This window comes from Terriglobia bacterium, from assembly GCA_032252755.1.
Taxonomy (GTDB): Bacteria; Acidobacteriota; Terriglobia; order Terriglobales; family Acidobacteriaceae; genus JAVUPY01.
On sequence record JAVUPY010000002.1, the window covers coordinates 26656 to 49999 of the forward strand.

At 56.4% G+C, this 23344-nt stretch carries 22 protein-coding genes and 1 tRNA gene; 8 read left to right on the forward strand and 15 right to left on the reverse strand.

Annotated elements, in window-relative coordinates; genetic code table 11:
* Positions 1–643 precede the first annotated feature (643 nt).
* Complete coding sequence (locus ROO76_00165) at positions 644–2875, forward strand: protein kinase (GenBank protein MDT8066558.1); 2232 nt, start codon at positions 644–646, stop codon at positions 2873–2875.
* 48 nt (positions 2876–2923) lie between these two features.
* Positions 2924–3286 (forward strand): hypothetical protein, encoded by a 363-nt coding sequence (locus ROO76_00170; GenBank protein ID MDT8066559.1) that lies wholly within the window; start codon positions 2924–2926, stop codon positions 3284–3286.
* Positions 3287–3345: 59 nt separating this feature from the next.
* Here the strand turns inward: ROO76_00170 and ROO76_00175 are convergent, their stop codons facing one another.
* On the reverse strand, positions 3346–4725 hold the full coding sequence (locus tag ROO76_00175; protein ID MDT8066560.1) for a dipeptidase: 1380 nt from the start codon (positions 4723–4725) through the stop codon (positions 3346–3348).
* A gap of 484 nt (positions 4726–5209) precedes the next feature.
* Between ROO76_00175 and ROO76_00180 the strand changes: the two genes are divergently transcribed.
* Together ROO76_00180 and ROO76_00185 are read left to right on the forward strand one after the other, a co-directional pair.
* Positions 5210–6175, forward strand: coding sequence for an alkaline phosphatase family protein (locus ROO76_00180; protein MDT8066561.1), 966 nt, complete (start codon positions 5210–5212; stop codon positions 6173–6175).
* Positions 6176–6377: 202 nt separating this feature from the next.
* A complete protein-coding gene (locus ROO76_00185; GenBank protein ID MDT8066562.1) occupies positions 6378–7070 on the forward strand; it encodes a hypothetical protein in 693 nt (230 codons plus the stop codon).
* 12 nt (positions 7071–7082) lie between these two features.
* Here the strand turns inward: ROO76_00185 and ROO76_00190 are convergent, their stop codons facing one another.
* The 4 genes from ROO76_00190 to ROO76_00205 all read right to left on the reverse strand — a co-directional run bounded on the left by ROO76_00190 (position 7083) and on the right by ROO76_00205 (position 10045).
* Positions 7083–7475 (reverse strand): hypothetical protein, encoded by a 393-nt coding sequence (locus tag ROO76_00190; GenBank protein MDT8066563.1) that lies wholly within the window; start codon positions 7473–7475, stop codon positions 7083–7085.
* Positions 7476–7526: 51 nt separating this feature from the next.
* Positions 7527–8579 (reverse strand): glycine oxidase ThiO, encoded by a 1053-nt coding sequence (thiO, locus tag ROO76_00195; GenBank protein MDT8066564.1) that lies wholly within the window; start codon positions 8577–8579, stop codon positions 7527–7529.
* Positions 8580–8615: 36 nt separating this feature from the next.
* Entirely contained in the window at positions 8616–9179 is a 564-nt protein-coding gene (locus ROO76_00200; protein MDT8066565.1) for a class D sortase, read from the reverse strand.
* A 227-nt stretch (positions 9180–9406) separates the two neighbouring features.
* The gene (locus tag ROO76_00205) at positions 9407–10045 is read right to left on the reverse strand and encodes a hypothetical protein (GenBank protein ID MDT8066566.1); all 639 of its coding nucleotides are present in this window, start codon (positions 10043–10045) and stop codon (positions 9407–9409) included.
* Positions 10046–10467: 422 nt separating this feature from the next.
* Between ROO76_00205 and ROO76_00210 the strand changes: the two genes are divergently transcribed.
* Together ROO76_00210 and ROO76_00215 are read left to right on the forward strand one after the other, a co-directional pair.
* A complete protein-coding gene (locus ROO76_00210) occupies positions 10468–11289 on the forward strand; it encodes a hypothetical protein (protein MDT8066567.1) in 822 nt (273 codons plus the stop codon).
* Positions 11290–11360: 71 nt separating this feature from the next.
* On the forward strand, positions 11361–11891 hold the full coding sequence (locus ROO76_00215; GenBank protein MDT8066568.1) for a DUF421 domain-containing protein: 531 nt from the start codon (positions 11361–11363) through the stop codon (positions 11889–11891).
* A 62-nt stretch (positions 11892–11953) separates the two neighbouring features.
* Here the strand turns inward: ROO76_00215 and ROO76_00220 are convergent, their stop codons facing one another.
* The 4 genes from ROO76_00220 to ROO76_00235 all read right to left on the reverse strand — a co-directional run bounded on the left by ROO76_00220 (position 11954) and on the right by ROO76_00235 (position 15504).
* On the reverse strand, positions 11954–12517 hold the full coding sequence (locus tag ROO76_00220; GenBank protein MDT8066569.1) for a hypothetical protein: 564 nt from the start codon (positions 12515–12517) through the stop codon (positions 11954–11956).
* An 88-nt stretch (positions 12518–12605) separates the two neighbouring features.
* Positions 12606–14354 carry a DNA polymerase/3'-5' exonuclease PolX gene (gene polX / locus ROO76_00225; protein ID MDT8066570.1) on the reverse strand — a complete coding sequence of 583 codons (1749 nt, stop codon included), beginning with the start codon at positions 14352–14354 and terminating at the stop codon, positions 12606–12608.
* 86 nt (positions 14355–14440) lie between these two features.
* Positions 14441–14650 (reverse strand): cold shock domain-containing protein, encoded by a 210-nt coding sequence (locus ROO76_00230; GenBank protein ID MDT8066571.1) that lies wholly within the window; start codon positions 14648–14650, stop codon positions 14441–14443.
* Positions 14651–14916: 266 nt separating this feature from the next.
* The gene (locus tag ROO76_00235) at positions 14917–15504 is read right to left on the reverse strand and encodes an NUDIX hydrolase (protein MDT8066572.1); all 588 of its coding nucleotides are present in this window, start codon (positions 15502–15504) and stop codon (positions 14917–14919) included.
* 71 nt (positions 15505–15575) lie between these two features.
* Here ROO76_00235 and ROO76_00240 point away from each other — a divergent pair, with 71 nt between their 5' ends.
* Positions 15576–16445 carry a Rossmann-like and DUF2520 domain-containing protein gene (locus ROO76_00240; protein ID MDT8066573.1) on the forward strand — a complete coding sequence of 290 codons (870 nt, stop codon included), beginning with the start codon at positions 15576–15578 and terminating at the stop codon, positions 16443–16445.
* A 15-nt stretch (positions 16446–16460) separates the two neighbouring features.
* On the opposite strand, the gene ribA is transcribed toward ROO76_00240, so the two are convergent.
* Complete coding sequence (gene ribA, locus ROO76_00245; protein MDT8066574.1) at positions 16461–17084, reverse strand: GTP cyclohydrolase II; 624 nt, start codon at positions 17082–17084, stop codon at positions 16461–16463.
* A gap of 302 nt (positions 17085–17386) precedes the next feature.
* Between ribA and ROO76_00250 the strand changes: the two genes are divergently transcribed.
* Positions 17387–17462: transfer RNA gene (locus tag ROO76_00250), tRNA-Ala, on the forward strand.
* Positions 17463–17503: 41 nt separating this feature from the next.
* On the opposite strand, the gene ROO76_00255 is transcribed toward ROO76_00250, so the two are convergent.
* From ROO76_00255 to uvrA, 5 genes are all read right to left on the reverse strand, one after another.
* Complete coding sequence (locus ROO76_00255) at positions 17504–18127, reverse strand: M48 family peptidase (GenBank protein MDT8066575.1); 624 nt, start codon at positions 18125–18127, stop codon at positions 17504–17506.
* A 134-nt stretch (positions 18128–18261) separates the two neighbouring features.
* The gene (locus ROO76_00260) at positions 18262–18894 is read right to left on the reverse strand and encodes a hypothetical protein (GenBank protein MDT8066576.1); all 633 of its coding nucleotides are present in this window, start codon (positions 18892–18894) and stop codon (positions 18262–18264) included.
* Complete coding sequence (locus ROO76_00265) at positions 18891–19397, reverse strand: hypothetical protein (protein ID MDT8066577.1); 507 nt, start codon at positions 19395–19397, stop codon at positions 18891–18893. The genes ROO76_00260 and ROO76_00265 overlap by 4 nt, the downstream gene beginning before the upstream one ends.
* Entirely contained in the window at positions 19394–20719 is a 1326-nt protein-coding gene (locus ROO76_00270) for a tetratricopeptide repeat protein (protein MDT8066578.1), read from the reverse strand. The genes ROO76_00265 and ROO76_00270 overlap by 4 nt, the downstream gene beginning before the upstream one ends.
* Positions 20709–23344, reverse strand: a 2636-nt coding sequence (gene uvrA, locus ROO76_00275) for an excinuclease ABC subunit UvrA (GenBank protein MDT8066579.1), incomplete at its 5' end; no start/stop codon positions are given. The genes ROO76_00270 and uvrA, both read right to left, overlap by 11 nt.

Below are 23344 nucleotides of genomic sequence, written 5' to 3' on the forward strand. Positions count from 1 at the left end.
CGACGGCTGTGTAGTCCACATCCTTCCTGTCCGCAAAGTATGGTCCCAGTGATCGAGTAGCTCGGAGACATGTCCCTCGAGCATTCCGGCCAGTATGATCACAGCCACCAGTAGTAGCAGCGTCTTGCGCATTGCGAATGAAACTGAGTCCAAAAGCGCACTACTTAGTCGTCAAATTCTGTACGGCAGCCCCTGTTCGAGAAGTCTGCTTCAGAGAATCGTTCGTTCAATAAAGCGTGTCTTTCGACGAAGGCAACGACTACTCCTACAGTGAACTCCCGCCGCATGCCACGGAAAATACTGCAAACGCATGGGTCTTTAACATCCTAACTTTTCATAGATTTAGGCTCTGTTTTGACGCAAAATATTGAAAACAATGAACGAGAATACTGGCGGGGTGGGGGGTGTGTTATCAGATGGTTAACAGCCTCTCCAGATTTCGCTCATAGCACTGTAACGTCGCTCTTTGCCTCCGCACTATTTCTCGACGGGGTCCTGCGGCAATCGAATAATCCAGTCCCTGCGCCTTGCGAAGGGGATATAATCGCGCCAATTTCGGTTTGGGCTTTTCTCCAGTCGTTAGAACTCGCGTCCCGGTGCAGGTGCTTTTGGGTGACCCTGCTACGAAGTAGAAGGTGGACGTATGGCACTCCCAGCTCTGGTGCCTCCCGAAAATCTCCTCGGCAACTACAGGATTATGTCTCGCCTCGCGGCCGGCGGCATGGGAGTTGTTTACAAGGCATTCGACGAAAAACTGCAGCGTAAGGTCGCATTGAAATTTCTCTCAGTAGATAGCGCGCTCACCGCTGCCGACCGCAACCGTCTCCTCCAGGAGGCTCGCGCTGCTTCTGCTCTTGATCACGAGAACATCGCCTCCATTCACGCAGTTGAAGAAGCTGGCGATGGAAAACTCTTCATCGTGATGGGTTTCTATGAAGGCGAGAATCTCGCGACGCGCATGAGTCACGCGCCGCTCACGATAGACCAGAGCGTCAGCGTAATTCGGCAGATTGCGCAAGGTCTCGCGCACGCTCATGCGCACAACGTGATTCATCGCGACATCAAGCCTTCGAACGTCATCCTCTGTTCCGACGGAGTCACCAAGATTGTCGATTTCGGTCTAGCGCGTGTGGTTAGTGAGGACGCGACCCAGAGCATCGGTGTCTCAGGAACCCTTCCCTACATGTCTCCGGAGCAAGTCACAGGAAAGAACGTCGATCGTCGCACGGACATCTGGTCGCTTGGCGTAGTGATGTACGAGTTGCTCACGCATCGATACCCGTTTCCTGTCGAGAATCCCGCGATGACGATCACGGCGATTGCTAAAGCCCAACCTGCGCCCATGGAGAACGTTCCCGAAGCCTTGCAGATGATCGTCTATCGGGCTATCGCCAAGCGTCCGGAGGATCGTTACCAGAACTGCTTGGAGATGCTTCGCGACCTGAAGCTCTTCGAGGCCACTCGCGCTGGAGCAACCATCACGCTCGATACCCGCGAACTCCGGCAGCGAATCCGAAGCGCTGGAGGAGATCAGCACAAAGTCCTGCCAACGAGAACGTCGTGGAGCTTTGCGGTGGTCATCATTCTGGCTGTCGCGGCACTCTTCATTTCCGTTCGTACAAACGTCACAGTTTCCCGAAAAGCAATGCAGAAGAAGTTCGCCGCGCAATCCGCGAGTCCCACCGCCTACGATGCCTATCAGAAGGGAATCGACCTCGTTCAGCACTATTACCGCAAGAACGCGCTGTCGCAGGCGATCGAGTTGCTCAACAGTTCAGTAAAGGCCGATCCGAGGTTTGCTCTGGCTCACGTAGCTCTTGGCGAGGCATATTTCCGGCGATTCCAGTTGGAAAGAGACAAGACCCTGATCGATGAAGCGGAGAAGGAGTGCAAAACCGCGCTCGCCATTGACGAACAACTTCCAGACGTTCATATCATGCTGGCGCGAGTTCAACTGGCAATGGGGAACCCGGGGCTGGCGCTGACCGAGGCACAGCGCGCGATCGACCTTGACCCCAACAATTCTAGGGCGTATTTGGCGCTCGCAGACATTTACGACACGCAAGGACGATCCGCCGAAGCAGAAACAACCTATCAGCACGGAATTGCGCTCAGTCCAGAGAATTGGGAGGGATATCACCGATTAGGATCCTTTTACTATTACCAGCGCCGATTCGAAGAGTCAGCGCAGCAACATCGTCGTGAACTGGAGCTTGTTCCTAACCAGGTTTATGCCCGAACGAACCTGGCGCTCGATTTGAAAGCATTAGGCAGAAAAGAAGAAGCCGAAGCCGAACTGAAGAAAGCGTTGGAGTATCAGTTAGTATTCGCTGCTTACGGCAATCTTGCGAACCTCTATAACGAGCAAGGACGCTTTTCCGAAGCGATTGAGCTGACCAAGAGAGCCCTGCAGGACAACCCGAATAACTACACAGCCTGGAATAATCTCGGAACATATTACGAGGAGATCGGCGATAAGAAGAACGCCGCCGAGGCGGATGAACACACATTTTCTCTGTTGAAGGAACAGATCAAGCTCAGCCCGCGTGACGCCACGATGAGGTCAGATCTAGGGATGCAGTATGCGAAGCGCCACATGCCGGTTGACGCGATTGCAAACCTCAATGCGGCCCTTGCTCTGCAATCGAAAGCGCCTCGCGCACTGCAAATTGCAGGCGATATTTACTGTCTGCTCGGAGATAAGCAAAAGGCAAAATCATATCTGCGCGACAGCATTCTGGCGGGGAACTCGGTCGAAACGCTGGCTCAGGATCCGGACTTGCGGTCACTCATGGCTGATCCGAAGGTCCGAGAGGAGTTGAACAGGGTTCAGAAGAAAACAGAATCGACAGCGGCAAACAAGACCGCGAGATAGGCTCTATTGGGGCACAGCATCGGATGAGTTTTCAAAGGAGAGAGAATTATGCCCAAGAAGATGAAGATAACTGCGAATTCCGTGATCCCCAACGTCCAGGACGCCGCCCGGTATGAGCCGGTTGAACTCACTGCAGAAGAAGAATGCATTGTCCTGCTCGGCCTCGGGTTAGGGATAAAGCTTCACAAGACTGAGACCTGCAAACTGGCAGCGACTGCGACTGGACATCACCGGTTCGACGTTGTGTACCTGCGCGACGGGGAAGGAGAGCCTGAAACGATGATTATGCAGGAGGAAAAAGTGGCCGTAGCGGGAAGCGACGCCGGCGGCGGAGTTGCGCTGATGAGCGGAGCCACCACTCTGTTAAACGCAGCAGCCGCCGGGCCGACTGGCGACATTCACGTTCCGTAGGAGGGGCAAACGAAAGGGCTGCCGAATAGGGCAGCCCTTCAATCCGAGGGAATTGTCGCTTACTTGCCTTCCGCCACGATGGTAAAGAAGCGGATGATCGCTTCGATTCCGCGGTAGAAGTTCGGAATGTGGAACTTCTCGTTGGGAGCGTGCAGATTGTCATCCGGAAGTCCCATGCCCATCATCACGGTTGGGATTTTCAGTTCGTTTTGGAAGTCCGAAACGATCGGGATCGAGCCGCCCGAACGGATGTAGACCGTGTCCTTGTGGAACACCTCATGCAGCGCTTCGTTTGCGGCCCTGATGTACTTGTTATCGGTGTCGACCACGCTCGCCGGACCCTTACTGTGTACCTGGATCTTCAACTGGATTCCTTTCGGGCACAGCGACATCACGTAGTCTGTGTACTTCTTCAGGATCTCTTCGGGGTCCTGGTCGGGCACGAGCCGCATCGAGACCTTTGCCGACGCACGCGCAGGAATGACAGTCTTCGCACCCTTGGCGATAAAGCCTCCCGGCATGCCGTGAACCTCGAGCGTCGGTCGCGCCCACGTGCGATAAAGCACCGAATATCCAGCTTCGCCGGTAAGAACGTTCGACCCGACTTCCTTCTTGCGGTACTCCTCTTCATCGAAAGGAAGCGCCTTCCAGGCTTTCAGCTCGTCTTTTGTAGGTTCCTTCACCTTATCGTAGAAGCCCGGGATGAGTATCTTCCCGTTAGGGTCTTTGAGCTTGCTGATGATCTCGACCAGCGCAAATAGCGGATTTGGCGCAGCACCGCCGTAGACGCCGGAGTGCAGGTCCTGCGCAGCGCCCTGCGCTTCGATCTCGGTGTAAACCAGCCCACGCAGTCCAACGCAGAGTGTCGGCAGGTCCGGTGCAAACAACTCGGTATCGCACACCAGCGCAAAATCCGCCTTCAAACGATCTCCGTGTTTGCGGACGAATTCGGCGATGGACTCGCCGCCAACTTCCTCTTCGCCCTCAAAGATCACGCGAATGTTGAGAGGGAACTTGCCGTTACCGGCCTTAAAGAGCGACTCGAATGCCTTTACTTCCATCCAGAGTTGGCCCTTGTCGTCTACGGCGCCGCGAGCATAGATGTTGCTGTTGCGCTCGGCAGGTTCAAACGGTGGAGTTACCCACTCTTCGAGCGGCTCTGCCGGTTGCACATCGTAGTGCGCATAGCAGAGCACCGTCGGCTTTCCCGCGGCATGGAGCCAGTCGGCGTAAATCAGTGGGTGACCCTGCGTGGGGATGACCTCGACGTTTTCGAAGCCTATCCGCTTCAACTCATCGGCGACGAACTTAGCCGCCTTCTGGATGTCTGGTTTGTGCTCGTCCAGCGTGCTGATACTGGGAATTCGCAGCAGTGCTTTCAGTTCATCCAGGAATCTTTTTTCATTTTCTTTTGCGAAGGCAACGGCGGTGGAAGACATGGCGGGGTCCTTTCAACTTGCAGGTTACGAGAGTTACATGACTGCGAACGGAAAAGTATAGCAATCGCGCAAGAAATGGGAAAACTTGGCCCTGAAGGACCTATTCGGGCTTTGCAGTTGTCTCTCCAACTGGGCCGCTGGTCGCGGGTTTTGGTCTACTACTAATGGGTTACGAATTCCCAAAAAAGGAATTCGGTATTGTGATTTGCATCACAGACACCAGAACTCACCTACCGTAGTCTTACATCAACAATTGAAATAATAAAGCGCGTACCGAATGCCATCCTCACCCCACACAAACTTCGGTACGCGCTTCTCCTTTTACTCATCATTAACAAATCAGGGAATTTCCGTGCAGCTTAACAAGCCACCAAAACCCAAGCTGCTCGAGACTTTTGCAGAGATACAGGACAACACCTCTGTCCAGCCTTGCGTCTGAACAAAGGCAGACGTTTCCCTGCTTGCGTGTTCGAAGTCGGACCTTATGAAGCGAGCTTTTGGGCTGAGTTGGATAGCATTGTCTCTGGTCTTTACATTGGTTGGTTGCCGTGGAATCGTCAACCTCACCAAGCCGCCAGATCCTATCCCCAACAAGGTCCCAGCCGATAGCCTCCCCCGCGTCTACCTGATCATGTTTGAGAACCAGGAGTTCGAAAAACTGGTCGGTAACCCGCACGCGCCCTATATCAACTCACTCGCTCAGCAGTACGCGGTCGCCACGAACTATTACGCGAACACCCACCCGTCGATCGGCGATTATTTTATGTTGACCACGGGAAGCATGGTAACGAACGATCTCTATTACGCCGAGGTGTATGACGGCGATAACCTTGCCCGGTTGCTGGGACAGCAGGGCATCACATGGAAAGCGTATCTCGAGAGCCTGCCCAGTGTCGGATACCAGAACGATCGCGCGTACCCGTACGTAAAGTCGCACAATCCCTTCGCCTATTTTTCAGACATCCATTTCATCGCCGAGCAGGACGACAACATGGTTCCGTTGACCCAGATGAATGCGGACATTGCCAGCGATTCTCTTCCGTCATTTGTGTATATCGTTCCGAACCAGCAGGACAATATGCATGATTGCCCGCCGACGATCTCACCCTGTACTAACAACGATAAGGAGGTATGGGGAGATGAATGGCTGAAGAAGACGATAGCGCCCATATTGGCACAACCCAGTTTTCAGAAGAATGGATTGATGATCATTGCCTGGGATGAATCCTGGGACAATGATGATCGGAATGGCGGCGGGCACATTCCAGTTATCCTGGTCGGCCCCAATGTGAAGCGTGGCTACCAGGGTAACAACTACCTCCAGCACGAATCAGTACTCCGCCTGATTTGCGAGACCCTGGGCGTGTCAAACAATCTGGGTGCAGCGGCAACGGCTACGAGCATGGACGATTTCTTGATTAAACCGCCTTCCAGCCCTTCGGGTCCCTAAACGGTCGCTCGCCATCTCCCTTGTAAATGCAGTACTGGTTCCCGTGGTCTGTCACCTGGTTGTACTTAGTACCGACCTGTGACTTTTCGCGTGCTAGAGCTATTGCCTGATTGAGCCTGAGTTGATGGTCCAGTAATCTCGCCTCTCAACCTTAAACCGCCCTGGCCTGAACGTGTGCGGTGTAACAGAGGAGGATGAAGGGATGAGATTGGCGGCAATCCTGTTTGCAGCATCGGTCCTGTCGCTCGCGGCCGTTGCACAGACAACGTTTAGCAACATCGAAGCGATGTCCGGCTGGCATTCCTGCAGCGGCTGTGCGAACGCGGGTGGTGGCGCGACTTACTCTATGACTCAACATATCAAGTCGCCTTCCCTCAACGGCAGCTCGACGAAATTCAGTCTCGGTGGAACTACTCCATGGTCGCACGCACTCTTTTATCGCAATATGTCCACCAACTCGACGGCGACGCACTTCGTTTATGACCTGCATTACTACTACAAATCCGCGAGCGGTTCTTCAGGAATGGAGTTCTCCGTCAGTCAACGCAAGGGCTACAAATGGTACCGCTGGGATACGCAATGCTCTTACCTCAACGGGAATTGGCGGCTCTGGGATAACAAGTACGCAAGATGGGTAGATACATCGATCCCGTGCCATAGGCCGTCGCCTTACAGTTGGACGCACGTGACCTTCGAGGGACGGCGATACAACGGCAAAGTTCTCTTCGTCTCGATCACGGTGAACGGCAAGAAGTACTACGTCAATCGCAGCTATTATCCCAAGTCGATGTCGTCCAGCAGCAGCCGGGTAATCATTCATTATCAGTTGAACGGTAACAAGTATCAGACCGACTACAGCACATGGGGCAACAAGTTCAAGCTCACGTACTGGTAGGAGGCTGGCCGATCAGGAAGCCGGAGCACCGGCCGTTCTTCGATCGGTATCAGTTTTGCGGATTGCAGCATATGTGCTCTCGGCTATTCCCAAAGCCGCGAAAACAATGATGATATGGCTCACCTGTATGGGGCCGAGATGGCGGAATGCCAACGGAAACTGCCTCAGGCCAATAACCGGCAAGAGAATCGCAGCGGCAATTCCGAGAACTCCCAAGGCGAAAATGCGCTTCGCAATCGCGATGATTGCCAGAATTCCCATGGACAGGGCAATCAGGAAACCGATTCCTATGTGAGAAGGAAGTACCTGTGGGAAGGTACCAAGCCAGATCAGGATCCCCAATACGATTGCAACGAGTGCTAATGCCCGGATGAGCATGATCAGGACTTTTGCAAATTTAGCCACGTAGCCTCCTCGAGTGTCCCCAGGTTCCTGCTATTAAAGATATCAGGGAAACTAGTGAAATCTCTCCGGTGCGAAAGGAATCAGGTTCATTTCCGGCGTCTCCCCGGTCACCAGATCTCCAATGATGCGTGCGCTAATGGGGGCGAGCAGGATTCCGTCGCGGAAGTGCCCTGTGGCGACGAGATAGCCGAGGTAGCTGGTCTCCCCGATCATAGGTAGTCCATCTGGGCTTCCGGGACGCAGGCCCGCCCAAGCCTCGAGGATCCGTCCTTTCCCGAGCTCTGGCATGAGGATAGCCGCCGCCTGGTGAAGTTCTTGGATTGCCACTGGATCCACCTGCTTATCAAATCCTGCTTCTTCGACCGTGGCACCGATGACGATCCGGCCGTCGCTGCGTGGAATCAGGTAACAGCCTGCACTTCGAACCACATGCTGAAGAGGGAAGTGTGTACCGTGCTTCGGTACGATCGACAGGATTTGACCTTTTACCGGTCGCGTGTGGAGGGAACCGGGAGTGATATTCGAAGCCCACGCTCCGGCGCAATTGATGGCAATACGGGTCGGGTACGTAGATTTATCGGTCCGGACCGCTGTGACCTTCCTCATTGCGGTTTCGACCGCAATCACGCGGCTCCCCGTCGAAATATCGACCTTCCGGCGGTGCAGAGCTTTCGCAATCGCCACCACGAGTCGCCGGGGATCGAGGCAAGCCTCCGGCAAGAAATAGGCCGGACTAGTACATACAAGGTGAGGTTCTTTGATCGCGAGTTCTTCCGCACTCATTCTCTGCCCGCACTCCGGGCTTGCATCGCCCAGAATAGCGATGGTGCCGTGCTGCCGAAGATCGACATGGACCCCGGTGTCCTCCTCAAGTTCGAGAACGAATTCGGGGTACATTTCGGCGGAAGCTTTGGCCAGGGGCCATAGCTTCTCGTGACTGTGAGGATCGCAGTGCGCCAGCATTCCACCGGCAGCGTGGGATGCCTCGTGCCCGAGTTCGCCACGTTCGAGTATGAGGACCTTACAGCCGCGTTTGTGCAGTTCGAGCGCGACACTGAGGCCAATGACGCCGCCACCGATAACGATTGCGTCCCAACTTTTCACGCCAGAATTGTAGCGAACGGGGAGACTGATGCGAAATCAGTGTGCGACGGCTCGCTGGGACAGCGGCTCCACCGACGGAGCACCGGAAGCACCGCTGGCAGCGGCGGTGTCGACCAGCTTCGAGGTGACTACCAACCTTTTGGGTGCAGGCCCGATGTAGTACGTCGGATAGCAGGTGATAAGAGTCAGCTCGGGATGATTTGAGGGCTTAAGAACCGACATGTCGGTCGGCTGCACAATTTGCTTCCCGGTGACTTCGTAATGGAAAGTCCGGCCGTTGCGCTGAACCAGTATCTCGTCTCCCTTTACTAACTGATGTATGTGGCGGAAGAAGGTATCACGGTGTCCGGAGATAACCGAGTTTCCCAGTTCGCCCGGTGCGGGAGTGTCTTCCAAATGTCCGGGGCCAAGGAGAAGGGCCTGGTGGTCGCTACCCTCAACCACGACAGCATTGAAATCGATGCTGGGGATTGAAAGCCTGGTGAGACCATCATCCTTGAGAGCGGCGGGTAAGGGGTGTGGCGTGGATCCTTTCGTCAATTTCGGCTGATGTTGCTGCAGCGCCCACTCAGTTTCCAACTGCTTTTGACTCCAGAACATCTCTGCGTATTCCGTACCCACGTACGCCAACAGAATAGCGCCGCAGAGTATCAGAGCTGTGGCGGCGTGTCGGCGAAAAAACGCGGGAAGCGCGAAAAGTGCTAACACGTACCTGCGCCAAGTTCTCGTATTACCACGCAGCGACATTCGCGGCTTCCTCCTTACGACGCGGGAGTTACAAAAAGTTGGATGCGGAATCCTGAGTCTTAGCGGGATTTTTCCAGCTGCTAGGAACGCGTCTTCATTGCAGAAATTATCCCGCCCACCAGCACTCCAAAGCCGATAATTGAGATCAACGGAAGCGGGCTGCTCGCCGGGGGAAGGTTTGAATCGTCGCTCTTTCCTGGGTCGGGCTGCTGAAACCTGAAACCGGCAATCTTCAACTCACGGTCCTTCGTTCCGGTTTCGGCGACTCCCTTGGGAGCTGTAGTAGAAGGCTGTGCTGTGGGGGAAGGAACGAAGAATTGAACAGCCGCGCGGCCGCCCTGAATCGGAGTTCCATTGGCGTCCACCAGTTCAACCGTGATCGTATGTACTGCGGGGGTGAGCCCAGTGAATACTTGCTGAGTCAGCGAGGTCTGGACAGGGGTTCTCCCGTCCATCTGCACGAGGTAATTTGGTGTGCCTGCGATTGCAGCGGGGTTCGTCAATTCGAACCGCACAGTCGTGGAAGTGCCAGCAAGGTTTTGGCTGGCGACCGGGGTCAGAATGCGAATGAGAGCGCTCTGGGACGCGGGGTTAACTGTCCCGGTAGTCGGGCTCGTACCGCCGGGTTCGCGCGATAGAGGCGCGGACGCTGTTTGCGCAGCGGCAAGCAAGGTAAAAGTGAGTAGCGCAATCAGAATAAATTTCGCGGCCCTGCCCATGTCTCTCCCCGAACAATGTGAGCACCTCAGGTTACGGTCTGAGTAGAGAGTTGCCCACCTATGGCGCTGTGCTTCCGCAGCTTCCGCAGACGCAGCGAAATCTGCTCTTTAACTTCTTCAAAACGCTGTGTTACTGCCCGTCCACAATCGTGCTGCTCATGACAGACTCATTTTCATGTGCAATTCCGATTCCAAGCCTTAGTCCTGGCGGGCCACCTCGACGATTTCTGCGTTTTTTCGGTACTTCAGTCTGTTGGTGGAATGGGACCTACAGCTGGAGACGCCTCGGCTGGCTTGCTTTCATGCAACGGGATCGCAGAGGAATGTGGTTTACTCTACCTGAATTCCCGGATTGACAGTGCCTTGTTTCTGCTAAACAATCCAGAGTTGCTGCCCATCCATTCATTCCCAAGGAGCCATCCATGTCTGACGAGTCTGGTGAGAACTACCCTCAGGAGACAGGCGAGTCCAATCTGCTGCGGAATGTTATCTACGCGGTCGTGGGTGTCTACATCATCCTCTCGCTTTTCCTGATCTTCGACCTGCGCAGTCGTGTGCAGGCCATGGAAGACCAGCAGAAAGCGACCATCGCGGCCCAGAAGGAGATCCAGGACAAGCTGCACATGACCAGCACAGCGATTGCGCAGTCGGTGCAGTCCGTGGAACAGAAGGTAGGCGAAACCAAGGAAGAATTCGCAAAGCGCACGGCTGACTTGCAGAGGCGTCAGCAGGCCGGCTTCAGCCAGCTTACTGAAGAACAGCAGAAACAGGCGCAGCAGGTTACGCAGGTCAGCGGCGAGGTCACAGGCGTCAAGACAGATCTCGGGGGCGCAAAGACTGACATTGCGAATACCAAGACCGATCTCGAAGCCACCAAGGCGAAACTCGAAAAAGCCATCGGCGATCTCGGCGTGCAGAGCGGCCTGATCGCAACCAGCCGTGAACAATTGGACGAGTTGAGGCGTCGCGGCGAGCGGAACTACATCGAGTTCACGCTGACTAAGAACAAACGGCAGCCCGTAGGCACCATCAGCCTCCAGTTGAAGAAAGCAGACCCGAAGCACAGCAAGTTCACTCTCAACGTGCTCGCCGACGACAAGACCATCGAAAAGAAGGATCGGACGGCGAACGAACCGCTGCAGTTCTACACCACACCCGGCGGGGTTCGGCAGCTTTATGAGTTGGTTGTGTTCACCGTGACGAAGAACCAGGTCAGCGGCTATTTGAGCACGCCAAAGATGTAAGTTATTGAAGAACGCATTGGCGAAGGCCTGCCGTCTGGCGGGCCTTTCGTTTCAAACAGGGAGACGGGAATATGTCTGGGCTTGTACCTTCCTTTAGTGTTCTGTTACAGATCCTTATTCGTACCGCTTGTATCTACATCCTGGTTCTGCTGGGGGTTCGGCTGACCGGGAAACGCGAAGTCGGGCAGATGACGCCGTTCGATCTGACGTTGCTGCTATTGCTGAGCAACGCTGTGCAGAATGCAATGACCGGGCCGGACACCTCTTTGGTAGGGGGTGCCGTGGCTGCAGTCACGCTCCTGCTCCTGAACTACGGGGTCGCAGAAGCGAGCGGGTTCAACCGACGCTTCCGGCGCCTGGTACAGGGTTCACCGTCTCTTCTGATTCACAATGGCGAATTGGTGCTGACGCATCTCGCGAAAGAGCACGTGACCGTCGACGAGATCCAGCGCGCCTGCCGCGAGCACGGCATCAGCAACATCTCCGACGTAGCCCTCGGCGTTCTGGAAGTCGACGGGTCTATTAGCCTGTTGAAGTATGACGATTGTCCCACCAGCGTTCATGCACCTCATCGGCTGAAGTTTTTGCAGAAGAAACAGTAACAGCAAGAGCTCTGCTAGCAAGGGTCTTGCCAGCAACTCGCGAAATTGCATTGCGTCCTGATTTATCTTTTAATCACCACCATCGGATGATTGTAGAAGCTAACGTTTGCCGATAAGCCACGACGCGCGTCGAAATCCTGCTTGGAGATCGGGAAGCTCACGATGGCGGTTCCGCTCACCTGGTTCCCGGGCGGAATAATGAGGTCGTACGGCAAACCCTCGATCGAGTGTTGCTGTAGGTCGGGAAAGGCCTGGAAATAGCGCTGGAAATTCGCGACCGAAGCAAAATCATCGTTGAACTCGCCTTTGTCGGTCTGAACGGTAATGTTGACATTCCTCAACTTGAGCGGCTTCTCGGTGAGGTTCTTCAGCGTGAGTTGCACGGTTGCCAGCACCGTCCCCTGGTTCGGAACGTCAACGGCGTACGCTTCGTCGATGCTCCCGCTGGCCACCGGTGTCGCACGGAAGAACCAGACGATAGCCGCCAGCGCGACCGCAACCAGGACCAGGGCTATGATCATGGGCCCTTTGTCGGGAAGGGTGTGCTTGGGGGAGTCGAATTCTTCGGTTATTGGAATATGTCCCGCATCTTGTGGATCGGGAGCCGGGTTGGACCGAGTCGCCATAAGTCCTCCTCGGAAAAGCGGCTTCTCACAGTCATGGATGCCGCCAGCAGCTCACGGGAGGCCGGAGCCCCGCGGTGCATCCAGCAGTTTATGCCCGTTTCAGCGCCGTAACCAGCTCTTCTGCGGGTAGAGTATTCAGAACGTCGGCCTTCGTCAACCATGCCCGCCGGGCCTGCAGTACCCCATACTTCAGCTTTTCAAAATGCGTCGTGTGATGCGCGTCCGTGTTGATAACGATTTTGACCCCGCGCTCCCGCGCCATCCGCAAGTGCCGGTCGCAGAGGTCAAGCCGGTCCGGATAGGCATTCAGCTCCATCGCGACTTTCTCTTTAGCGGCGAAATCAAGCACCTTGTCCATATCGAACTGGTAGGCGTCGCGCCGAAGGAGGATGCGCCCTGTCGGGTGCCCGATGATCATCGTGTTCCTATTGCTCATCGCCTTCAGAAGCCGATCCGTCATTTGTGCCGGTTCTTGATTGAATGCTGAGTGCACGCTTGCGACGATGACATCCATCTGCTCGAGGACCGAGTCAGATAAGTCGAGTTCGCCGTCCGGCAGGATGTCGACTTCCGCGCCGGCAAGAATCCGTATCCCCTCAATGTGCGCATTCACTTTGTGAATGCGCTTTATGTGTTCGACGGCGCGCTTGTCATCGAGCCCATTGGCGAACGCCAGGTTCTTCGTATGATCGGTGATGGCGATGTATTCGTATCCACGCTCGCGCGCGCCCATCGCCATCTCCTCGATCGTGTTCTTTCCATCGGTCTCCACGGTGTGCATGTGGATCTCGCCGCGAATATCCGTCAACTCGATGAGCTTGGGCAGGTGGTGCTCGGCCGCCAGTTCGATCTCCCCGCAGTTCTCGCGCATTTCCGGCGGAATGTAGTCGAGGCCAAGCTTGGCGTAAATCTCCTCTTCCGTTTTTCCTGCTACCAGTTTGTCATCGTCCAGCCGAACCAGGCCGTACTCGTTGAGTGTCATTCCCATTTTCAGCGCGCGCTGACGAAGGGTGACATTGTGCGATTTCGACCCCGTGAAGTACTGCATCGCCGCACCGAACGAGTCCGGCGGAAGGATGCGAACGTCCACCTGCATACCACTGCGCAACTTGAAGCTGACTTTGTTCTCGCCCTTGGCGAGTACATCCGTAAGCCCCGGAACGGCGATCACGCGATCGATCACGGCGGTTCGTTGTTTCTCGTTGTGGCAGCACTTGCCGGTGATCAGCAAATCGACATCGCCGACCGTCTCACGGCCCCGGCGGAGAGATCCGGCGGGGGTGATCTTGTCCACTCCGGCCAATCCCGACAAGTGGTCCATTATCTTCAGTGCCGTCTTATCTGCCTCGTCGAGATGGAAGCGGCCCGAGATGTTGCGATAGGTCTCGATTGCCTTCAGTATCTTTTGCTCCGACTTCTCGCTCATGCGAGGCAATTCGCGGAGCTTGCCTTCGCGCGCCAGTTTCTCAACCTCGGCTACCGATGAGACCTTGAAAGCGCTCCAAATCAGCGCGACTGTTTTAGGTCCGAGTCCCTGTATCTTCAGCAACTCGAGCATGGAAGGATGAAACTTCTCGAGCAGTTCCGAGTGCAGCGTGAGTTTTCCTTCGCGGAAAATCTCGTTGAGATTCGCGACCATGCCTTTGCCGATTCCAGGAATCGCCAGAAGTTGTTTGTCGTTGCCCGCTAGTTCCGAGATCTGCTGGGGCCATCCCTCGATTGCTTCGGCGGCATTGCGATACGAGCGAATTCGAAACGGGTCCTGCCCGGCAATCTCGAGGAGATCGGCCGTTTCGTAAAGGATCGTGGCGAGGCTGCGATTGTCCAGCGCTGGCATACTCGGCAACGATTGTACAGGCGTTCGAACTTGCAAAACAAAACCCAGCCTGGTGGCTGGGCATAATGAACCGTATTTAAAGCGTTTTAAGAAGCCTTCGTAACGTTTCCGGCTTGCGGCCCTTTCTGGCCTTCTACAATCTCGAACTCGACCGGGTCGCCCTCCTGGAGGCTCTTGTAACCTTCGGATTGAATCGCGCTGTAATGCACGAAAACATCGGGGCCATCCTCGCGCCCGATGAAACCGAAGCCTTTTGCGTTGTTAAACCACTTAACCGTACCTTTCAATCTTGCCACTTACAGTTCCTCCGTACGAATTCAGCGGCATGGGCTACCGCTGACCAAGCCTCAACAGGTGAGACCCAGTGTGTCGGATTACTCTGTCTTGCTGGCAATGCCGATGCTGGAATTTGGCCTTGTTGACAGCTGTTATTGGTCCCATTGTCCGCCTCCAATGAGATGTTGTCAATGTGGTTACTAGTAAAACCCGCGCCAGAAGCGGCTTTCGGAGAGACGCGAGCTCCTCATTCGCGGGGTTAATGTAATTCCGTCTTGCGTGTTCGTCAAGAGTTCGTTATCCGTCGGGCATACCAAAGTACTCCCGCTATGGTCTTTGCGTCCTGAATCCGCCCTTTCATGACCATGTCGACCGCTTTCGGAAGCGGAACCAGGCGGGCTCGAATCACTTCATCCTCCTCTGGAGTTGCCTTCCCGGGTTCCAATTCTTCGGCGAGAAAAATCGTCATGGTTTCATCCAAAAATCCAGGGCTCACGTAGAAGAACATTGCTTTCGACCACTTTCGTGCGCGATACCCTGTCTCTTCGCTCAGTTCGCGTTTTCCCGCTTCCAGCGCGGTTTCGCCAGCATCAATGCGGCCTGCCGGAAGCTCCAGCATCTGCTTGCGCGCCGCATACCGAAACTGTTTAGCCAGTAGAACACGCGCGTCTCTACCGGAGCTTTCGACGGCGAGCACAACAACGGATCCCGGGTGGCGTACGATGTCCCGCCGGGCCGTCACTCCGCTGGGCTCACGAACGATCTCCGATGTTACATAAAAAACCGGCGCGCGGTACGTGACTCGTGACTTCAGGATGGCAGCTTTACTCTTCTTAACATTCCTGGTGGAGGGGCGCTTCACTTTGGTGGCCATAGGTGAACCAATATAGCGGATCAACCAAAGCAGGTGTTCCAGGGTTTCTGCCTCTGTTATCCTCCGCGAAGATGGCGAACGCAAAGCAAACCGTAACCTTGGTTGGTGCCGGAAACCTGGCACACGCACTGGCCACACTCCTTCCGCGAGCTGGATACAACATCGCCGAGATAGTTACGCGATCCAATTCCCGGCGCACGCGGCTGCTTGCTGGGATGGTTGGCGCATCGGTGAGAACGATCGCCGATGCCGACTGGTCCGGAGACATAGCTTGGTTGGCTGTAAGTGACGGCGCCATTCGCCAGGTTGCTGCGCATCTGGCATCTCTCGCCGGCTGGAGAAATAAGCTCGTCCTTCATTCCAGTGGGGCACTTTCGAGCCATATTCTCCTGCCGCTAAAACGCCGCGGAGCGCACATAGCTTCCGCTCATCCCATGATGACGTTCGTTCCCGGTGAAACTCCTGACATGACCGGCGTGGCCTGGACGATTGAGGGCGATACCAAAGCCCTTGCGGCCGCCCACCGCATCGTGATCGCACTGGGTGGACGTCCGCTGAAGATAGATCCACAGCAGAAGCCGCTCTACCACGCGTTTGGAGCGTTCCTCTCGCCGCTGCTGGTAGTGCATCTTACGACCGCTTCAGAGGTCGCGATCAACGCGGGGATCTCGCGACGACAACTTGGCGAGGTGATGGGGCCGATTGTCGAAAGGACGATTCAGAACCTTTTTGCAAATATTGGGCGACGAAGCGGGGCAGGGAAGGCGTTCTCGGGGCCGCTCATTCGAGGCGATATCGAAACGATTCGCGCACACTTGCGTTCATTGCGCCAGGTTCGGGAAGCGCGCGAACTCTATATCGCGCTGTTGCGGGCTGCGCTGAAAAGCGGATTGCCAGTAAAAAACCGTGCAGCAATTGCGAAACTCGTGGCCGATTGCTGACACTTGTCCGGCAGGTTACGGGAAGCGCATCGAGAAGAGGTGACCCATCTTTTCGCGCTTGGTTTCGAGATACTTCTCGGCGTATGGAGTAGGCTCTACTTCGCAGGGAACGCGCTCAGCGACTGCGACCCCGCCCTTCTCAAGTGCCGCAACCTTGTCGGGATTATTCGACAGAAGTCGAACGGACTTCACGTTGAGTGCGCGAAGAATCTCGACCGGCATGTTGTAGTCGCGACAGTCGGCCTTGAAGCCCAGTTTCTCATTCGCCTGGACCGTGTCTAATCCCTGGTCCTGTAGTTGGTAGGCCTGCAGCTTTGCCATCAGCCCGATGCCGCGGCCTTCCTGTTCTTCGTAGATGAGGATTCCAGCGCCAGTCTCGGAAATCATTTGCAGCGCCATTTCCAACTGCTGCCGGCAATCACAGCGCAACGAGCCGAAAACATCGCCGGTGAGGCATTGCGAGTGGATGCGCACGAGTGGCGGTTCACTGTGAATGTTGCCCATTACGAGAGCGACAGCTTCTTCGCGGCGGCGTTCGCCTTCGCTGAGAAAATGACCCTCATAGCCCAGGATACGAAACTGTCCCCAACGGGTGGGAAATTTTGCCTCGGCAATCTTCTTTACTGATGGTTCGGTCACGGTCACCCTTAATTATAGCTGCTGGATTAGATTCCGCAGAGCAGAGAACGTTGCGCCCATGCGACGTGTGCTTTTTGTCACTGCGGCCTGTATAGCGCGTCACTGCCAACCTCGCGCATGCGGTTTGTGTATGCACGGAAGCTTTCGAACGCCATAGTACGTGCTCAACTCCAGCAGCTGTTCTTTGACTGTGCAGGGATGATGGAAGTGTCATGGACGGTTCAAGCGAGTGAGTTGGCGAATCGGGAGGTGGCTGATAAAATGAATGTTGTCGAGCTTTGCTCGGCACCTTCCCAGACAGTGGGGCTATAGCTCAGTTGGGAGAGCGCTGCAATCGCACTGCAGAGGTCGTGAGTTCGACTCTCACTAGCTCCACCAAAAAGCCTAAGAGATAAACGCAAGTCATTATTCCTTAAGCGTCAAAGCCTCTTGAGGTATTCCTTCGCTTCTTCGAGTTGTGGAAAGAGTTTCTCGTCTTGTTGGAACTCGCGCGGATGAACGCACCGGCGGCTGCCGCGCAGTTTGACGGGATGTTTCAGGTGAAGCATCTCATGGTAGACGAGATACTCGATCGCGTACTTCGGCACGCGCGGGTGGTCGAAAATCTTGCTGACGACGATAGCATTGTGAGCGGGATCATAGTGGCCGAGCGCATTGCGCGCGTGCACGCTGCTCCACGTCATCTGCGGACGCGCGAGCAGGCCATAGAAGAAGCGCGTGTTGAGGTCGTCAAAGATGGCGTCGAGGTCATAGCTGTGTCCCTTGGCGCTGACGATCTTCTTGCGGCCGCGCATCTGGCGAACGAGATGCGCCTTGCGGGAGAGATCGTGGCTGGAAACGTATCGGCGATAGCGCGTGGCGTGCTCGGGTTCAATGGGCTTGCGGTAGATCTTCGCGATGAGGATGTGAAAGATGGCGTGCAGGACACTTTCGGGCGCGCCTTCCAGCAGATCGGAAATGCGCAACTTGAGGACATTGTCACGGAGGCGAATGGTGTTGTTGATGTTCGCGAACGGATAAAACCGTATCTCGAACTCAGGCATGGGGGCACGGGGACGCAGTTCCCGGTAGGTGTGTTGGAGAAGTTTGTGAAGATACTCAGTCACGGCGATAAAAACAGATCTCTCGCAGCACCCGGAATGGCAAGAGGATCGGGCAGCAGCGGGGCAAGTTCAGATTAGCACGGAGAACAGGGTGGCTTGACTTCGTCGCTGTCGTTGCGCTTGTCTTTCTTCTTTTCTTCTTTCAGTTCCCTCTCTTTTTCTTTCTTTGTCTCCTCTTTAACGTTGCCGCGCTTTTCCAACTGGTCCTGGAGCATGGAGCGGGCGGAGTCGGCGCTTTCGTTGACCGAGTCGGTCACGTCTTCGAGCGCGATTCCGTAGTTGCGCAGTTGTTCCGGGGTCGACGTTCGCTTCAGTTCGGTGAGTTTGACCTGAAAGTCGGAATCCATTTCTATGACCGACTTCAATGGCTTGCGAAGGTCCTGGCTCTTGTCGTTGTAGTCGTCGAGGTTGTCGTCGATTTCGTCGACCAGAGTGGCGAGATCTTCGAGCCGGTTACGCATCTCGGAGCCGTCTTCACCCATGAGCGTGGGGTTAGTCCGCATGTTCTGGATCATTTCCATGCGGGCCTTGGCGAAACCTATATAGAGCTTCATGCGCTTTTCGGGTTCCTGAGCCGTCTCACGAAGTTCGTTTACTTCCTTGTCGTTGAGGGGATCGTGGTATCGCTGAGCAAGCACCGAAACTCCAGTGCCCAGAAATGACAGCAGCATGAGAGATAAGAATGCACGTCGGATGGTCGGGGTCATGGATTCTCCTTGTCCGGTGGGGCTGGCCCCAATTCTTTTTTGGGCTGATCGAACATGCTCATCAGGATGTCGCTACGGGTTCTGCTGATGCTGTTGACAATCTTGTGGACGGAAGGGCGGTCGTCAAAGTTAAGGGTCTCTTCGATTTGTGAGATTCGCCACTGCAACTTGCGCAGGCCGATCTCGGTTTCCTTGCGGCGCTTCTTGGTCTGGAGAGAGTCGTGGCCCGCCTTCAGGGCGAAGCGACCGGCATTGTTCATGGCGGTGTGAGCATCTTGTACGTTCCCCAGCGTGAAGTATTGATCGGAAAGGTCGACGAGCCTGCGGGCGGCCTCAAGACAGTCCTTGGTGCAGTCCTTTGGATTCGCGGTTTCAGCACGCGCCACGGCCTTATCGGCTTCCGCCTTGAGCCTGTCCAGATCCGGTTTCTGCTTGTCGGCGGCAGCAGAAAGGATTGGGAACAGCGCAAGTACGCCGAGGGCGAGGATGGAGCAAGCTTTCATTTCTTGCGGCTCTCCGGATCTATAGCGACGAGGCGATGACGCGCCTGCCACTCCTGGTCGGGATATTTCCCGTCGGAGACTTGCAGGAAATTCTTGTACTGCTCGCTGGCTTCCTTGTAGGCGCGAAGGTGATCGAAGCAGGTGGCGCGGAGGAAATAGGTACCGGGCGTTTCCTGCAGATACTTGGCCCGGGCATTCAGCGCCTGGATCGCGCCGGCGTAATTCTTCGCCTGTGAGGCGGCGACGGCAAGCTCGCCATAAGCGTCTCCCCAAGCGGGCTTGAGCTTGATTGCCTGCACGTACGCGGCTTCGGCCTCTTCGTATTTCGCTTCTTTGGAAAGTGTGTGGCCGAGCTGGAAGTAAAGTGTGGCGTCGTTGGGTTCCTTTGCGATCAGGTTGCGAACGGTGGCTTCAGCGGCCGAATAGTTCTTGCTGTCGAGCTGGACGGCAGCGAGTTCGCGAAGGGTGTCGGAATCGCCCGGTTTGAGTTCGAGGGCCTTCTCGAATTCGGCAGTGGCCTCGGGGTTCTTCTGTTCCATGCGGTAAACGCGTCCGAGCTGCAGGTGCCCGTTGATGCTCTGCGGATTGGCCCTCACGAACGACGCGAGCGTCTGTTCGGCGTCCGGCAGACGGTTCTGACGCAGATATAAATTACTGAGAAGAGCGAGGGCGTCGGAAGAATTCGGATCTCGCGCAAGGGCTTGCTTGTAGGCCTTCTCGGCTCCGGTTGTGTCCTTGCGAGATTCCAGAAATTGCCCGAGTTCGAGCAGCGGGGCAGGGTCCTTGGGGCGAAGTTCGGCGAGGGTCTGGTAGGCGTCGACAGCGCCGGCGGGATCAGTGGTCTTCAGCTTATTCGCGAGCAGTGCCCAGACCTGCGTGAGAGTTTTCTGCTGATCGGGTGTCGGTTTGAGCTTGGCGGCTTTGTGAAGATAGACACCGGCTTCGCTCTCGCCTTTCTCGGCAAGCAGAACGGCGAGATCAAGGTTCGACTCGATGACCGTGGGCTGCAAGGCAACGGCCTTGTGATAAGCAGCAATAGCGTCATCCGGGCGATTGGTTTCGCTGTAGACGTAGCCGAGATAGAACCAGGCCTGGTAGTTCTGCGGATTGTCCTCGGCGGCCTGCTTAAGGAGCGGCTCGGCGGTGGCGAAATCTTTCGCTTGAGCGGCGGCTACGGCCTTGCGGAATTCGAGTTCGGATTCGCTAGTGTGCCTTTTCGCCGGACGAGATGCGGTCTGCTTGCGTGCGCTCGATGACTGCGCGAAGACAGACGCACATAACGCCAGCACAACTGTGCACGCGATGATGTGTCTAGGACGCATTGCTATGAGCGTTCTCGTTAGCAGGTAAGATGCGGGTCAGCCATTTTCCGGTGTACGACTTTGACAGCCCCGCAATCTGTTCGGGCGTGCCGACGCCGACGACGCGGCCGCCACGCGCACCACCTTCCGGCCCGAGATCGATTACCCAATCAGCGACTTTTATGACGTCGAGATTGTGTTCGATTACGACGATCGATCCACCGGCATCGATGAGGCGCCTGAAGGCCGCCAACAATTTGCTTACATCGTCAAAGTGTAACCCCGTAGTCGGCTCGTCAAAAATGTAAAGCACGCGTCGGCGGCGCTTCGATTCCTCTCCCTCTGCGTTAACACGAATGGCGGAACGGGGCTGGAGATGGGCGGCAAGTTTCATACGCTGGGCTTCGCCTCCGCTGAGGGTGGTGGCGGACTGGCCAAGCCGCAGATACCCGAGGCCGACTTCATCTAAAACTTTAAGTTTATCGAGTATTTTCTGGGACCCATTGAAGAAGTGCATGGCTTCGCGGACGGTCAGGTTGAGGACGTCGTGGATGTTGCGGCCGTGGTAGTGGACTCGCAAGATCTCGGGTTTGTAGCGCGTGCCCTTGCACTCCTCGCAGATCAACTCGACGTCTGCGAGGAACTGCATCTCGACGGTGACGGTGCCGTCGCCCTGGCAGGCTTCACAACGCCCGCCGGGGATATTGAACGAGAAGTGTCCTGCGGCGTAGCCCTGTTTTTGCGATTCGGGCAGCGAGGCGAAGAGTTCGCGGATGGCGTCGAAGGCCTTGATGTAGGTGACGGGATTCGAACGCGGAGTGCGGCCTATGGGCGACTGGTCGACGAGCACGACTTCGTCAATGAACTCGTCGCCTTCGAGTTTGCTCCATTGTCCTTCGGGGGTAACACCGGTGGTTTGTTTCTTGGCGGCGGCAAGCGCCTGGTACAGGACGTCATGCACAAGCGTCGATTTGCCGGATCCCGAGACGCCGGTGACAGCGACGATCATGTCGAGTGGGAAAGTGATGTCGAAGTTCTTCAGGTTGTGGCCCCGGACGCCGCGTAGTGCGAGTTTGCGCTTGGTTGCGGAGCGGCGCTGCGACGGCATGGCGATGTGGAGGTCTCCGTGGAGATAGCGGCCGGTAAGCGACGTGTGTTCGTCACGGAGCGTCTCGTAGGTGCCTTGGGCGACCAGTTTGCCGCCATGCTCGCCGGCGCCGGGGCCAAGATCGAGGATGCGGTCGGAGGCTCGCATGATCTCGGGGTCATGCTCGACGACCAGGATGGTGTTTCCGAGATCGCGCAGGTTATGAAGGATGTTGATGAGGCGCTCGGTGTCGCGGCTGTGAAGGCCGATGGAAGGCTCGTCGAGAACGTAAAGCGTGCCGACGAGATGCGAGCCGAGCGACGTCGCGAGTTGAATGCGTTGCGCCTCGCCGCCGCTGAGAGTCGATGAAAGACGGTCGAGCGTGAGGTACTCGAGGCCGACGTCATTGAGGAAGCGCAGGCGCTCACGGATCTCTTCGAGGAGCTTGCCGGCAATGTCATTTTCCTGGCGAGTGAGTTTGAGGTCGCGGAAGAAGCCCGCCGCATCTTCGACGGTCATGGCGGTGACCTGGCAGATGTCCTTGCCGGCGATTTTCACCTGCCGGGCGTCGGCGCGGAGTCGAGTTCCGTTGCAGCTTCCACAGAGCGAGTATCCACGATAGCGGCTGAGGAAGACGCGAACGTGGAGTTTGTACTTCTTGCGCTCGAGATGTGCGAAGAAGCCCCGGACACCCATGAAGCGGCCTTCACCGTCGAGGATGAAATCGCGCTGGTTAGGCGTCAGGGCCTCCCATGGGACGTCGAGCGGGATTCCGGCAGCGCGCGCGTAACGCTTCATCTCGGTCGCGAGAGGCCGGTACTTCGGCTTGGTCCAGGGCTCGATCACGCCTTCGGAGAGCGTCTTGGTTTTGTCCGGGATGACGAGGTCGAGGTCGAAGTCGATGGTGTTGCCGAAGCCCTGGCAGCGAGGGCAGGCGCCGTAGGGATTGTTGAAGGAGAAGAGGCTGGGCTCGGGCTCGCGATAGACGCGGTGGCAGGTCTTGCACTCGAAAGCGGCGGAGAAGCGAAGTGCTGGCCGCACGGGCGGACGCGGCTTCGCCGCAGACACTTGCGGATCGAGCGTTTGAAGGTCGCGCGGGACGATCTCAAAGAGGATCTCACCCGATTCGCGGTAGCCGATCTCGGCGGCGTCCACGATGCGGGCGCGGTTCTCGGCGGAGACGGCAATGCGGTCGACGAGGACGAAGACGGGCAGGCGGAAGTCGATTTCCAGCAGCGATTCCGGCGTGGAGAACTCGTAGATGGTGCCGTTCTGATAGAGGCGGTTGAAGCCGCGCTTGCGGAGGTCGGCGAGGCGCTCGCGGAGCGCGTCGGACAAACCGCCGTGGGTGTCCGACGCCACGGGCCTGGCAGCTTTCTTTGTCCGACGCGCGGGCTTTTTCGTGTCGGACGCGGCGGCCTCGGCTGGCTGGGCCGGGGTGGTGGCGAGGGACTGCACGGGGAAGAGCGCGTGGAGGCGAGTGCCCTCTCCCAGGGCCAGAACCGCGGCGGCAATTTCGTCCACCGTGTCGCGTCGGACAATGCCGTTGCAGCCGGTGC

Coding starts and splice junctions, on each gene's coding strand:
- ROO76_00200 (MDT8066565.1), bottom strand. CDS start 9,179: ATGTTCTGGAGTCAAAAGCAGTTGGAAACTGAGTGGGCGCTGCAGCAA.
- ROO76_00270 (MDT8066578.1), bottom strand. CDS start 20,719: ATGCGTCCTAGACACATCATCGCGTGCACAGTTGTGCTGGCGTTATGT.
- ROO76_00260 (MDT8066576.1), bottom strand. CDS start 18,894: ATGACCCCGACCATCCGACGTGCATTCTTATCTCTCATGCTGCTGTCA.
- ROO76_00165 (MDT8066558.1), top strand. CDS start 644: ATGGCACTCCCAGCTCTGGTGCCTCCCGAAAATCTCCTCGGCAACTAC.
- ROO76_00210 (MDT8066567.1), top strand. CDS start 10,468: ATGTCTGACGAGTCTGGTGAGAACTACCCTCAGGAGACAGGCGAGTCC.
- ROO76_00255 (MDT8066575.1), bottom strand. CDS start 18,127: ATGCCTGAGTTCGAGATACGGTTTTATCCGTTCGCGAACATCAACAAC.
- ROO76_00205 (MDT8066566.1), bottom strand. CDS start 10,045: ATGGGCAGGGCCGCGAAATTTATTCTGATTGCGCTACTCACTTTTACC.
- ROO76_00180 (MDT8066561.1), top strand. CDS start 5,210: ATGAAGCGAGCTTTTGGGCTGAGTTGGATAGCATTGTCTCTGGTCTTT.
- ROO76_00175 (MDT8066560.1), bottom strand. CDS start 4,725: ATGTCTTCCACCGCCGTTGCCTTCGCAAAAGAAAATGAAAAAAGATTC.
- ROO76_00220 (MDT8066569.1), bottom strand. CDS start 12,517: ATGGCGACTCGGTCCAACCCGGCTCCCGATCCACAAGATGCGGGACAT.
- ROO76_00235 (MDT8066572.1), bottom strand. CDS start 15,504: ATGGCCACCAAAGTGAAGCGCCCCTCCACCAGGAATGTTAAGAAGAGT.
- ROO76_00185 (MDT8066562.1), top strand. CDS start 6,378: ATGAGATTGGCGGCAATCCTGTTTGCAGCATCGGTCCTGTCGCTCGCG.
- ROO76_00240 (MDT8066573.1), top strand. CDS start 15,576: ATGGCGAACGCAAAGCAAACCGTAACCTTGGTTGGTGCCGGAAACCTG.
- polX (MDT8066570.1), bottom strand. CDS start 14,354: ATGCCAGCGCTGGACAATCGCAGCCTCGCCACGATCCTTTACGAAACG.
- ROO76_00215 (MDT8066568.1), top strand. CDS start 11,361: ATGTCTGGGCTTGTACCTTCCTTTAGTGTTCTGTTACAGATCCTTATT.
- ROO76_00265 (MDT8066577.1), bottom strand. CDS start 19,397: ATGAAAGCTTGCTCCATCCTCGCCCTCGGCGTACTTGCGCTGTTCCCA.
- ROO76_00170 (MDT8066559.1), top strand. CDS start 2,924: ATGCCCAAGAAGATGAAGATAACTGCGAATTCCGTGATCCCCAACGTC.